The 12,395-nt window shown below is 63.9% G+C and carries 13 protein-coding genes and 1 tRNA gene; 10 read left to right on the forward strand and 4 right to left on the reverse strand.

Annotated features, from left to right (window positions below):
* Positions 1-34: 34 nt before the first annotated feature.
* From ABD283_RS05885 to ABD283_RS05910, 6 genes are all read left to right on the forward strand, one after another.
* Positions 35-129, forward strand: a tRNA-Sec gene (locus ABD283_RS05885).
* Positions 130-206: 77 nt separating this feature from the next.
* Positions 207-1,514, forward strand: coding sequence for an L-seryl-tRNA(Sec) selenium transferase (selA, locus tag ABD283_RS05890; protein WP_344224057.1), 1,308 nt, complete (start codon positions 207-209; stop codon positions 1,512-1,514).
* Positions 1,514-3,313 (forward strand): selenocysteine-specific translation elongation factor, encoded by a 1,800-nt coding sequence (selB, locus tag ABD283_RS05895; protein WP_344224059.1) that lies wholly within the window; start codon positions 1,514-1,516, stop codon positions 3,311-3,313. Before selA ends, selB begins: the two co-directional genes overlap by 1 nt.
* Positions 3,314-3,484: 171 nt before the next feature.
* A complete protein-coding gene (locus tag ABD283_RS05900; protein ID WP_344224060.1) occupies positions 3,485-3,754 on the forward strand; it encodes a DUF3072 domain-containing protein in 270 nt (89 codons plus the stop codon).
* Positions 3,755-3,811: 57 nt separating this feature from the next.
* On the forward strand, positions 3,812-4,633 hold the full coding sequence (locus ABD283_RS05905; RefSeq protein WP_344224061.1) for an alpha/beta fold hydrolase: 822 nt from the start codon (positions 3,812-3,814) through the stop codon (positions 4,631-4,633).
* Positions 4,634-4,769: 136 nt separating this feature from the next.
* Complete coding sequence (locus ABD283_RS05910; RefSeq protein WP_344224063.1) at positions 4,770-5,585, forward strand: tryptophan-rich sensory protein; 816 nt, start codon at positions 4,770-4,772, stop codon at positions 5,583-5,585.
* Here ABD283_RS05910 and ABD283_RS05915 read toward each other — a convergent pair.
* The gene (locus ABD283_RS05915) at positions 5,576-6,031 is read right to left on the reverse strand and encodes a hypothetical protein (RefSeq protein ID WP_344224064.1); all 456 of its coding nucleotides are present in this window, start codon (positions 6,029-6,031) and stop codon (positions 5,576-5,578) included. The genes ABD283_RS05910 and ABD283_RS05915 overlap by 10 nt on opposite strands.
* A 168-nt stretch (positions 6,032-6,199) precedes the next feature.
* Between ABD283_RS05915 and ABD283_RS05920 the strand changes: the two genes are divergently transcribed.
* The 4 genes from ABD283_RS05920 (at position 6,200) to ABD283_RS05935 (ending at position 8,403) form a co-directional block, all read left to right on the forward strand.
* A complete protein-coding gene (locus ABD283_RS05920) occupies positions 6,200-7,030 on the forward strand; it encodes an EamA family transporter (RefSeq protein ID WP_425552807.1) in 831 nt (276 codons plus the stop codon).
* Positions 7,031-7,097: 67 nt separating this feature from the next.
* The gene (locus ABD283_RS05925) at positions 7,098-7,673 is read left to right on the forward strand and encodes a mismatch-specific DNA-glycosylase (protein WP_344224066.1); all 576 of its coding nucleotides are present in this window, start codon (positions 7,098-7,100) and stop codon (positions 7,671-7,673) included.
* Between the two features lie 86 nt (positions 7,674-7,759).
* Positions 7,760-8,194 (forward strand): hypothetical protein, encoded by a 435-nt coding sequence (locus ABD283_RS05930; protein WP_344224067.1) that lies wholly within the window; start codon positions 7,760-7,762, stop codon positions 8,192-8,194.
* On the forward strand, positions 8,194-8,403 hold the full coding sequence (locus ABD283_RS05935) for a helix-turn-helix transcriptional regulator (RefSeq protein WP_344224068.1): 210 nt from the start codon (positions 8,194-8,196) through the stop codon (positions 8,401-8,403). Before ABD283_RS05930 ends, ABD283_RS05935 begins: the two co-directional genes overlap by 1 nt.
* Before the next feature lie 24 nt (positions 8,404-8,427).
* On the opposite strand, the gene ABD283_RS05940 is transcribed toward ABD283_RS05935, so the two are convergent.
* From ABD283_RS05940 to ABD283_RS05950, 3 genes are all read right to left on the reverse strand, one after another.
* On the reverse strand, positions 8,428-9,756 hold the full coding sequence (locus ABD283_RS05940) for a carboxylesterase family protein (protein WP_344224069.1): 1,329 nt from the start codon (positions 9,754-9,756) through the stop codon (positions 8,428-8,430).
* Entirely contained in the window at positions 9,749-10,195 is a 447-nt protein-coding gene (locus ABD283_RS05945) for a GNAT family N-acetyltransferase (protein WP_344224070.1), read from the reverse strand. The genes ABD283_RS05940 and ABD283_RS05945 overlap by 8 nt, the downstream gene beginning before the upstream one ends.
* Before the next feature lie 102 nt (positions 10,196-10,297).
* Positions 10,298-11,923 (reverse strand): alkaline phosphatase D family protein, encoded by a 1,626-nt coding sequence (locus tag ABD283_RS05950; protein ID WP_344224071.1) that lies wholly within the window; start codon positions 11,921-11,923, stop codon positions 10,298-10,300.
* Positions 11,924-12,395: the final 472 nt, after the last annotated feature.

Consider the following 12,395-nt stretch of genomic DNA (forward strand, 5'->3'; position numbering starts at 1 on the left):
AAGGCATCTGCGCGGCCGGTGATAAGTTCGACACGGAGGTGTCTGGGTCCTGGTGGGCCCCCCGGTCTTCAAAACCGGTGAAACCGAGTATCTCGGTTTGGCGGGTTCGATTCCCGTCCGCTTCCGCCAATTTCCATGGCCGCTCTCGGCTTGGCCCGGGGCGGCGGCAGCGCACCCCGCGCACTTGAGACGCACAAGGAGCCGTAGTGACCGGTGCAGACCCCCGTTCACGGATTCCCCGTACGGATCAGCTCCTGGCGTTGCCGGAGGTGCAGGGCGCTCGCAACAGGTTGAGCGATCGGGTGATTCGCGCCGTCATCTCACAGACTCAGGAGCGGGCCCGGCAATCTGAGATTGCACCGGAGGAGGTGCAGGACGCAGTAATCGCGGCACTGACTGAGCGCCGGGCCACCTCCCTGACACCCGTCCTGAACGCGACCGGGGTGGTCATTCACACCAATCTTGGTAGGGCACCGTTATCTCCTGCAGCCCGCGAGGCTTTGCTGACCGCGAGCGGTTACGTGGACATCGAGCTGGATCTGGCCACGGGGCAGCGGTCCAAACGAGGGGTGGCCACGCGTGAAGCTCTTCTCGCAGCGTGCCCGGCTGCAGAGGACGCACTGGTCGTCAATAACGGCGCCGCCGCGCTCGTGCTGGCCACCACGGCGTTGGCTGCCGGCCGCGAAATGATTGTGAGCCGCGGTGAACTCGTGGAGATCGGTGCGGGGTTCCGGTTGCCGGATCTCATGGAATCCACGGGCGCGCGCCTGCGGGAAGTGGGCACGACCAACCGCACCCACCCCGCCGACTATGTGGACGCGGTGGGCCCTCAGACCGCCGCGCTGCTCAAGATTCACCCGAGCAATTTCTGGGTCAGTGGATTCACCTCGGACGTACCGCTGAGGGAACTTCGGGTGATTGCTGATGAACACAAGCTGCCCCTGATCATGGACGTGGGCAGTGGACTGCTCACACCTGATTCGGCCCTGCCTGATGAGCCCAGCCTTTCCGAAGCGCTTGAGGCCGGCGCGGATGTCGTCATCGCCAGCGGAGACAAACTGCTCGGCGGTACCCAGGCGGGAATTCTGTTGGGCCGCACGGAGTCGATCCAGAAGCTCGCCAAACACCCCCTGGCACGCGCGGTTCGCGCAGACAAACTGACTCTCGCCGCGCTGGAAGCGACCCTGGTTTCCGGCAACACACCGGTGCAGAGGGCGCTTCACGCGGATCCCGAAAAGTTGCGTGAGCGCGCAGAGCGGCTCGGCGCCGAACTCGGCATGCCCGTGGTTGCCCACGATGGTCGCGTGGGCGGTGGGGGAGCGCCCGGCGTGCCGCTGCCCGGGTGGGCCGTGCGCCTGCCGGAGCAAGCGGCGTCGTCCTTGCGACGTGGACAACCTGCCGTGCTGCCGCGAGTCCACGACGGTGCGTGCCTCATCGACCTGCGCTGTATTCCCCAGGACGACGACGCTCAGGTCGCCGCCGCGATACACGCCGCGCTGGGAGCGTTGAACTGATGTACGTCGTGGCAACAGCGGGGCACGTGGACCATGGAAAATCCACGCTGGTGCGCGCCCTGACCGGCATGGAACCGGACCGCTGGGCGGAAGAGAAACGACGCGGACTCACCATCGACCTGGGCTTCGCGTGGATGGATCTGCCGTCCGGCAAGAATGTGGCATTCGTGGACGTCCCCGGCCATGAACGCTTCCTTGGAAATATGCTCGCGGGGCTGGGACCGGCACCCGTGGTGTGCTTCGTGGTGGCCGTGGACGAAGGGTGGCAAGCCCAGTCCAGCGATCACCGGGATGCGTTGGCCGCGCTGGGGATTGAACACGGCCTGATCGTGCTGACCAAAACGGACCGGGCGCCTGAACGGGTCGAAGCGGTGACGGAGCAGGCCCGGGGCGAACTCGCCGGAACCGGTCTGCGAGAGGCTCCCGTGATTGCGGTGTCCGCTCAGAACAGGGCGGGCCTGGAAGAGTTCCGTGCTGCTTTGGACAGCGTGCTGGCCGCACTTCCCCTGCCGGATCCAGAAGAACGGCTGCGGCTGTGGGTGGATCGAGCGTTCTCGGTGTCCGGCGCGGGAACCGTGGTCACGGGAACGCTGACCGGAGGAACAGTTCGCGTGGGCGATCGGCTCACGCTATTGGGCGAAGGCGGAGAACGAGCCGTGACCGTGCGATCCCTGCAGAGCCACAACTCATCGGTTGATTCCATTGGCCCGACAAACCGCGTGGCCATCAATCTGCGCGGCATCTCTGCGGAGGACATTCACCGCGGTGACGCGCTCCTGACGCCGGACGCGTGGCCGATCACGGGGGAGCTGGATATTCGCCGGATCTCCGGCATCTCTTTCGAGGACCCACCGGCGGAAATCATGGTGCACGCGGGCTCCGCCTCAGTGCCCGCACGGCTGCGTCCTCTCGACGGCGACCACGCCAGAGTGAAATTGGCTCAGAAGTTGGCGCTGATCCCGGGGGACCGGCTGGTCATGCGCTATCCCGAAGCTCGTGTGTTGTTGGGCGGCGCCCGTGTCTTGGACGTAGACCCGGCCGAGCTCACGCGACGAGGTGACAGTGCCCGGCAAGCTGAATGGCTCGCCGGGCTCCCGGCCACGGGCGACGCGGCGGCAGAGACCGAACGTCGCGGGGTGGTTCGCGGGACATGGCTGCACAAGCTGGCGCTGGTGTACTCGGAGAGCGCCGAACCCCCGGCCGACGCGAACATTGTGCAAGCAGGACCCTGGTGGATCCATCGCCCGGTGCTGGTGGCCTGGGCGGACCGGCTGAGGACCGCGGTAGAACGCCTGCACGAGAGGGATCATTTGAGTCCGGGCATGACACGCGGGGCCGTCATCGACAACCTCGACCTGCCCGGTTCAGATCTCCTGGACACCGTGATCCAACAGGCCGTTTTGGAGGAACGCGACGGTTACCTCTGCGTTCCCGGCCGCCCCCTTGGACTGGGTGCTGCGGAAAAATCGATGTCCACGGTGGAAGCACAACTGGCCAAGAACCCGTTTGCCGCACCCGAGGCCCACGAACTGGACGATCTCGGGCTGGGTCCGCGCGAGCTGGCCGCGGCGGAACGTGCGGGAAGGCTACTGAGGTTGGAGGGCAGCGTCGTCGTGCTGCCGAATGCTCCGGCACTGGCCATGCGCGAGCTGGCGCGGTTGGAACAGCCCTTCACCACGAGCCAGGCGCGGCAGGCATGGGGAACCACCCGGCGGGTGGCCATCCCGTTGCTCGAGCATCTGGACTCGAAGGGCTGGACCAGGCGTCTTGATGGCAGCCAACGGACCATCGTTCGGTAGGTGGGTGAACGTCACATCATCGGTCGACTGCCCTGAGCGAAAATCCTCTTATGAGTGTCCGAGGGTGGGATTAACCTGGATAGCAAGGTGGGTGATCATCGGCGCTGATTCAACGTCGACAGGCCCACCGGAGTTCATTGGACGCGCTATGCAGAGGAACGAGGAGCGAACATGACCCAGAACCCTGACGAAAACATTGGCAACGAATCAAATGAATCGCGCGGCGACACCGGCGAGACCATTGGCGCCACGGGTGACGCGCAGAACCCGAACCTCGAGAAGGACCCCGAAGACTGGGTCAGCGGTGACGACCCGATGACCGAGTCTCAGAAGTCCTACCTGGACACGTTGGCCAAGCGAGCGGGAGAAGAATTGCCCGCCAATCTGACCAAGGCTGAGGCTTCAGAGCACATCGACCGCTTGAACGGATCCGGGGCCTGACTCGTTCCGTGGCGTTCGACTTGGTCGGTGGGGCCGCGTGACCAGTAGATTGGTCGGGTGACTGATACGAGCTCAACCACCGTTCATTCCGTCGAAACCGGCGAGGGCGATCACCGCGTGGTGTTCCTCCACGGCCTGTTCGGCCGGGGTAAGAACTTCAGCATGATCGCCAAGGGGCTGCAGCCCGAATTCCGCAGCCTGTTGGTGGATCTACCCAATCACGGGCAATCGGACTGGACCGAAGAGCTCGATTACCTGCAGCTCGCGGATCAGGTGGCGGAACACCTGAAGAGTGGATTTGCTGCGGACGGTCCCGTGGACGTGGTCGGACACTCGATGGGCGGCAAAGTGGCCATGGTGCTCGCCCTGCGCCACCCTGACCTGGTGCGCAAGCTGGTGATCATCGACATTTCGCCCGTGGGCTCCGGCTCGGGACGCAGCGAATTCCACCACCTCCTGAACGCGCTCGCTGAGGTGGATATCGACTCCGCCGAGCGCCGCTCCGACGTGGACGCCGCTCTCCAGGAGCCCATCCCCGAGGCGGGCGTGCGCGGCTTCCTGCTGCAGAACCTCAAGAACGACGGCGATGGCCTGCGGTGGCAGCCCAACCTCGCGCTGCTGCGTTCCGAGCTCGAGACCATCATGGGGTTCCCGGACATCGAGACCGAACTCGACAAAGCCCAGTTCCCCGGCCGAGTGCTGTGGATCGCCGGCGAGAAGTCCAACTACGTCAAGGACGAGGACGAGCCCGTCATGCGCTCGCTCTTCCCCAGCACCATTCGCTTGAAGGTGCGCGGAGCCAGCCACTGGGTGCATTCGGACCGCCCACAGGAAGTCATCAACGCGCTGCGGACGTTCCTGTTGTCCGAGCGGGAGTAAAGCTGAGGGTCTCGGTAGGGCATCAGGCCGCTGCGTGCTTCCCGGTTGAGGGCACCCGTGCACGTCACGCGGATCAGTTAATCAGTTGTCTTATGGATTCTTCGCTACGGTGGCCGCACGCTACCTGAGGAGAGTCATGAGGACCGATCTGGCCCGCCGTCTATTTGTCACCGCCGCCGAAATCTTCTGTGTTGTCGGCACGCTCGTTGGTACGGGGGTGATCGGAACTCGGGTCGCGGAATCTTCTGGTGGAGCGCTCTCCGCGGACGCCACCCTCATTGCCCCGCTCGGTACCGCTTTCTCTATTTGGTCCGTGATCTACCTCGGGCTCTTCGCCTACACCATTTGGCAGTGGCTCCCGTGGGTTGCCACTACGGCCCGTGAACGCCGGATCGGCTGGCTCGCAGGCATCACCATGATCCTCAACGCCGTGTGGCTATTGGTCACCCAGGTCGGCTGGATCTGGGTCAGCGTCCTGGTCATCCTGGCGCTCGCAGTCACCCTGGGCATTCTGGTGAAGCGGTTGCGCGAGAATCCCGGGACGACGCCGCTCGGCAAGCTCATCGTGGACGGCACCTTCGGTTTGTACCTCGGTTGGGTCATCGCAGCCACGTGCGCCAACATTGCCGCCGCGGGGTCCGCAACGGGTTGGGGTTCCGGCGGCTCCACGGACGAATGGATCGCCGTCACGGTGATGGTCGTGGCTGTGGTGCTGTCGGCCGTTTACGTCGCAGCGCTGGGCCCCCGGTTTGCCGTGGCCGCCGGTATCGCGTGGGCCTTGGCATGGATCAGCGTTGGCCGCCTCACGGACGAACCTGCCTCGCAGCTCGTGGGTATCGCTGCGGCCGTTCTGTCCGCCGCCGTGCTGGTCATTTGGGCGGTGGGCCGTGTGCGGCTCAGCCGTTCCCCTCGTGACCAGCGCAGTGTCGAACGGGAACCCGCTTACTCCTGAGGGTTGGAAGCTCGGGGCCGCTCCGCGCGAGGGTCACGAGCAGCGGCGTTCGCGTCAGCCTCTGCTTGCGCCTCCGCCTGTCTCCGTGCGTGTTGTTCGCGGACCTCCGGAGGACCGTACTGCCCATGGGCCAAGCCCAGCAGGGCCACCAGCTCTTGGGGTCCCTCGCCAATCGTGGCGGGGAGGGCAATCATGTCCTTGGCCAATCGTCGGGTAGTGCCTGTCAGCCGAGATTTGTAGCGCTCGTAGCCGGAAGGAGTCAGTTTCATGGCAACCATGGTTGAGCGGCTCACGCGGGCCAAGCCCATGCCTTCGACCTCGTCCCATTGAACCTCGAGCTCGGGATCGGTGCTCACCGAGTGGGGCTTGCCGCGACTGGTGGATAACTCCACCGTGCCGGTGTTCTTCAGAGTTTCGAATTGTCCGAGGACGCGTTGATCGTTCATGGGGGTACCCGCTCCCGGGGTGTGATGTGGATCATACACTCGTCCGCTGCTCAGGCTACCGGTCGGTGTGGTCGAAGCGGGGAACCGCGTACATTCGGTGTGGTGATCAACCGCTCGACTCGTTCCCACCCGCCGACGGCGCCGGGGTCCTCTGCGGCCGGCGTCACCTTGGTTGTTGCAGCAGCCCTCGTCACCCAAACGGGCGCGGCCATTGCCTATCAGATCTTCGACCGGGTGGGGGCACAAGGCGCTGTTTTCCTCAGGCTGCTCATTTCCTCTCTGCTCCTGTGGATAGTGTTCCGACCTTCGGTCCGGTCGATCACCCGCGAGAACCTTCCGGTGATTCTTGGCTTCGGGCTGAGCCTGGGCGCCATGAACATGTGCATATACCAGGCCATTGCCCGCTTGCCGCTGGGTGTCGCGGTAACCATTGAATTACTCGGGCCGCTGGTCCTGTCGGTCGTTTTGTCACGCAAACTCAGCGGTCTACTGTGGGCCGGTCTCGCTCTCGGGGGAGTGCTTCTGCTCAGTGGAGTGGGGCCAAGCACTGAGGGTCTGGACCCCGTGGGCGTGGCTTTCGCGTTGGCTGCGGCGTGTATGTGGGCGCTGTACATCTTGATGTCTCGCCAAGCCGGGCGGGCGTTCCCCGGGACCCAAGGTCTCGCGCTCGCCATGGTGGTGGGTGCGCTTCTGGCCGCACCGTTCGGGGTGGCCAGCGGCGGCGTGGAACTCCTGGACCCGCGGGTTTTGCTGATTGGTGCGCTGATCGCGGTGATGTCCTCGGCGGTGCCCTACGCGCTGGAACTCGCGTCGCTGCGGCTCCTCGCCGCGGAAACGTTCGCGATTCTGGTGAGTCTCGCTCCGGCCATCGCTGCGCTCGTGGGGTGGATATTGCTGGGGCAGGCTCTCGATGTTCCGGAAATTGTGGGCATCGGGCTTGTGATTCTGGCGAGCGCCGCGGCAGTCAGATCAGCTCAACGGTCGTGTGGGCTACCGTGACGCTTCGGCTGTTCAACCGAGTCGTTCACCGGAACGGGTTGCTGGACCACGCAGTTAGCCTTGTCCCATGGGGTTTTCACGTGCAGAACTGGAGACGTTTCGCGATCGCACGGTGCCGGATCTGCTGCCCGATCCGCTGAATCTCCTGTTCGTCGGCATCAATCCCAGTTTGTGGACCGCAGCTACGGGCGCGCACTTCGCCCGGCCCGGCAATCGGTTCTATCCGGCCCTGCACCGGGCGGGCATCACCGACACCCTCATTGATGCGAGGGATGGTTACTCGGAATCAGATCTGGCAGAACTGATGGGCAAAGGTATCGGTAACAGCAACATTTGCCCGCGGGCCACCGCGCGGGCAGATGAACTGTCCCGCGAGGAACTGCTGGCTGGGGCAGATCGGTTGAACCGTTTCGTGGCCGAACGGCAACCGAGAGTAGTGGCTGTCCTGGGCATTACGGCCTACCGTTCCGCTTTCAAGGTGCCGAAGGCCCGGCTCGGGAAGCAGGAATCCCCGTGGCCCGGTGTGCAGCTGTGGGTGGCGCCGAACCCCAGCGGCCTCAATGCCCATGCGAGTGTCGATGACCTGGCGGACGCGTATCGGGAGATTGCGGAAGCGGCGGGAGTTGTTGTCAAACACGCTTGACATAGGTGAGTAAAGCTTGCTTGACTAAGTCAAGCGCGCTTTACATAGCCACAAGAGCCGCACAGGCTCAGACCGTAGGAGTCATCATGGCAACAACAACTCGCACCACGGGTAAGGCCCCGCTCTCGGCCTATGTGCTGGCCGTGGTTACGTCGCTCGTACTCGCGTCCATCGTGGGAGCTGTCGCGTCAGTGTTCTACGACGAGAACAGATTGCTCGGGTTCGTGATCTTCGCAGCCTGCACTGCGGGCACGTTTTTCGCCCTGGGCTGGGTCGTGTTCGTCTCCAAATACACCGTGGAGCCGGACGCGCACGCAGAGGACAACATCGAGAGCAAGTGGTACGCCAAAGCCACGTCGGGAGCATTCCACGACGTCATCACCACGGCCGGTATTGCGCTGGTTGTCCTGTCGATCTCCAGGCTCGAGGTCAGCGGGGACACGGTTCTGTTGTTGATCCTGATCCTGGCCATGGTCAGTTTTGCTGTTCGGTTCTGGGTAGCCAAGAGACGTGACTCGTAGTGGAGAACATCATTGCCGAGCAACGAGGGGAACGTTCCTGGTCCCAGGCGCATCTGGCGAAATTATTGGGAGTGTCGCGGCAGACCGTTATTTCCATCGAACGTGGCCGGTTCGATCCCAGCCTTCCGTTGGCCTTCCGGATTGCCGAGGTTTTCGAATGTCGCATCGAAGACCTGTTCACTCCCGATCCACGGAGTGAACAGTCCTAGAATCTTGGCTGGCAGCAGCCACCGTCAGGAGAGCACTCGTAAACCGATCTCGGGCAGGCTGTTCACCGAACCGCCCCGGGCGAAGTCCGCCCACTGGGTTCGGAGCAGTCGCCCGCGTTCGTGCATGTCGTTGAGACTCAGCCCCAGTGCGCTGGGGGCGCCCTCCCAGGCGCTCGACGGGAACAGCAAAGGCAACTCCGCGATGTGGGCCGCATTCAACGGGTGTTCCTCGTTACCGTAGGACAGGACATAACCTGTGACCTTGCCTCCTGCGGCCGCGTGACGTGATGCGAAGGCTTTGGCACCGGTTCCGTAGATCCGCTTGGTCAGCGGTTTGACCACCAGCTGTTCCAGGGCGGGATCGCGCTTGGGTTTCTCAAGTCGCTTGAGGAGCACAGGAACGGCGGCCGCGAACAGGGCGACCTCGCGGGTCGTGTATCCCACGAGCACATCCACCTGCGGAGCCACCTTACGCCAGGCCGCGTCCAAATCCTTCTCGGCGGGCAGTGGGGCATGTCCGTACTGCACTCCGAAGGGCATTTGACCTTTGAGACCGAAACGCGATGCAGCCTTCTCCACCGTCGACTGCGTGGCCGTCACCTCTTCCCAGTGCGCATCGGGGGCCACAGCGCTCGCCGTGCGGGACATCACCTTGTTCATCTTGCTGCGGCTCTTCATGAGACCGAACGGTGCGCTCTGCACGATCGCTCGGCGGAACAGCCCGCGGGTGCCCTGGGCAATCATGAGGTGGGCGGCGGCGTCGCCCCCGGCGGACTGACCGAAAATCGTGACGTTTTCAGCATCGCCACCAAAGGATGCAATATTGCGATGCACCCAGCGCAGCGCCTCTATCTGGTCGAGCAACCCCAGGTTCGCGGGGCTTGTCTTGCCGTCGCCCAGATAACCGAACAGGCCCAGGCGGTACGTCACGTTGACGACCACTACGCTCTGCTCGGCGACTAACGTGCTGGGATCGTAGAACGGCGCGTCACCGGCTCCGGACACGTACGAACCCCCGTGGATCCATACCATCACGGGCAGGTCAGCATCCGGTTTCGTGCCGGCCGGCACCGTGATCGAGAGCCGCATGCAGTCCTCGTCCACGGGCAGCTTGCCGATGCTGCTGCCCACCGCGTTGTCCAGCAGGGGTACTGGAGCCTGAGGGCAGGCCGGGGACCACGACGTCGCCTGGATCGGCTCGCTCGCATCGCTCACCGGCGTGGGGGCCTCCAACCGGGCGGCGCGTGCATAGCGAATGCCAGTAGCGCGATCCACGGGGCCGTCATGCCAGCCGGCCACGGTTCCCACGGGGGCGTGCCAGATCGGCTGGTCGTGCATTGCGGCCTCAGTCATCGTCCACCTGTCGTTCGAGTAATCGGCTCATTCCCACGTTGCGGGGTGAGCGGTCCTTAAATCCGTGTCGTTCGTACAGACTCCGGCCCGGTGGATCTGCCATGAGGCTGACGAACGCATCCGGGGGAGCGTCCTGGCGAATCCGGTCCAGCAGCCAGGTGAGGATCGTATCCCCGAGTCCCTGTCGTTGGTGTTCAGGGAGCACGGCCATGTCGATGATGTGGAAATACCACCCACCGTCACCTAGCACGCGGCCCATGATCACGGTTTCCCCCGTGGGGGCATGAACCACGTGTACCGCAGCCCAGGCACCGTCGATCCCAGCGAGGGCCTGCTGATACGTCTTGGGGCTCATGCCGGAGGCCTCGCGCAGATAAACGTAGGACCCCACGCTGGGCGGTCCCACCCTCAACGTGTAACCGGTCGGCAAACTCACCATGGGCACCATTGTGAACCTGTCACCTGGAGGTTTGCACACGCCGACGCCGCCGCGGTGACCTCGTGTGCCCAGGTCCCGGCGGCGGCGTCGAACCTTGTCGAATCAGCGCTCGGGGGTGAGCGTTCGCTGGTACACGGCCTTGCCGTTGGCGTTGATCAGCTTGACGCTGAACTCGCTGCCGTCCTCGGTGATGGCCACATGGCCGAAGTACTGGTGATCGCCGTTGCGGGGTGAGGCCATGGGTGGGCCGGCCTGTTCGAAATCCACGCGGGGTCCGAAGGTGCGATCCAATTCGTTGGACCCAAAGGCGCCAGCGTTGATGGGCCCGGCCACGAATTCCCAGAACGGCTTGAAGTCCTTGAACGCCGCGCGCTCGGGGGAGTAGTGGTGGGCCGCGCAGTAGTGGACGTCCCCGGTCAGGAACACCACGTTTTTGATGTCGTGGTCCTTGATGGCCTTCAGGATCCTGGCCAGCTGCAGCTCACGACCCAGCGGGGCTCCGTGGTCGGCGTTGGAGATGGACTCCTGGTCCTTGCCGTCCGGAACAATCAGTCCCAGCGGGAGATCGTTACCGATCACCTTCCACGTGGCCCGCGAACGGCGCAGCTCACGGATCAGCCACCGGGTCTGTTCCTCGCCCAAGATGTCGGTCTCGTGCGGCTCCTTGCCCGGGGTGTTCTCACTCTTGAAGGTGCGCATGTCCAGGGCGAAGACATCCAGGTGATCGCCGCGTTCGACCTTGCGATAGATGCGAGCGGGCTCGGACCCGGTGCCTCGGGACAGCGCCCGCGAGTCCGCAGTGGGCATGTACTCCTGCCAGGCCTGGCGACCACGAGCGGCCAAGGTGTCTACGTCGCGCACTTGGGTGTAGCGCTCGTCCTCAAGGATTTCGCCCGGCCACCAGTTATTGGTGGTCTCGTGATCGTCCCACTGGGCAATCACAGGAACCTCCGCGTACATGGCACGCAGATTCTTGTCCATCATGTTGTAGCGGTGGCGGCCGCGGAACTCGTTGAGTGTCTCGGCAACCTTGGAGACCTCGTCGGTAACCACGTTGCGCCACAGCGGTTCATTCGGAACCTCCAGGGTCTTTTCAATCGGATTGTCGGCGTAGACGGTGTCGCCGGAGTGCAAGAAGAAATCCGGCGTGGTGGCGTGCATGGCGGCGTATCCGCGCATCCCGCCGATCTCGTCGTTGATCCCGTAGCCCTGGCCGGCGGTGTCTGCGGTCCAGACGAAGGACTGTGCGGCAGAAGTTTTCGGACCAAAGCGTTTGCCGGGAGCGGTCGTGAAACTGCCGACGGCGCGCTCGCCCAGTCGGCCACGCTCGTCCTCGAACGCGTACGTGACTTTGAAGCGGGTTCCGGAGGGTAGCTTGCCCGCGAAGATCTTGGCGGTGTGGTCGGTCTCCGGGGTGGCCCATCCGGAGGTCAAACGGAGGCCCCGAGCAAAACGGCCACGTAACGGAGCGCCGTCGGCGGAGACAGCCTGAAGAGTTGCGTGCAGGCGACCCCGGCCCGAGGCGCGCGCCCACAAGACCGCGGAATTGGAGGAGACGTCACCCGAGGCGACGCCACTGGGTAGGGTGAGCCGTCTGCTGATCAGACCCGGTGCGGTGCGTTCGCCGCGATGGGCGACCGCGGTGCCGGGGAGCGCAACGAGAGCCGCGCCGGCCAGGCTGCCGGTGACGAGTTGACGGCGATTGATGGGCGGTTGAGAAGTAGCCATGGGGACATAGTGACCACTCCGAATGACATCCAACTTGCGAGTATCTGAACATCAATGATGCTGGTCAGCCCGCATTGACCGGTTATTCGGAGATTCAATCGAAGAGCCATTGACAACCACCTCAGAAGGGCGTAAGCCGAGGATTACACAACCATGTCGAGGAGCGGCTGAACGACCTGGGCATTCGTGCGAGTGACCCGCGGGTTTTCTGTTCCATCTGACATCGCCGGGCCGGGGCCCCGATCGATACATTTTTCGCCGCAGAGTGGTTGGGCTCGTGGGTCGCAGATGCACTGGGCTTTTCATCGTTTGAACACCGAGGGAAACGACTTCAGTCCGGGTTCGTTCTGGATGATCCAGCATGATCGGAACCTGCCATGAGTTCTTCAGTAACAACCAAGGTACTAAGCCTCGATCCACCGACTCAGGTTAGGGCCGGCGGCCGATATCCCGGATCGGCACTGAGCCGTTT

This window comes from Kocuria atrinae, assembly GCF_039531425.1.
In the GTDB taxonomy this organism is placed as follows: domain Bacteria; phylum Actinomycetota; class Actinomycetes; order Actinomycetales; family Micrococcaceae; genus Kocuria; species Kocuria atrinae.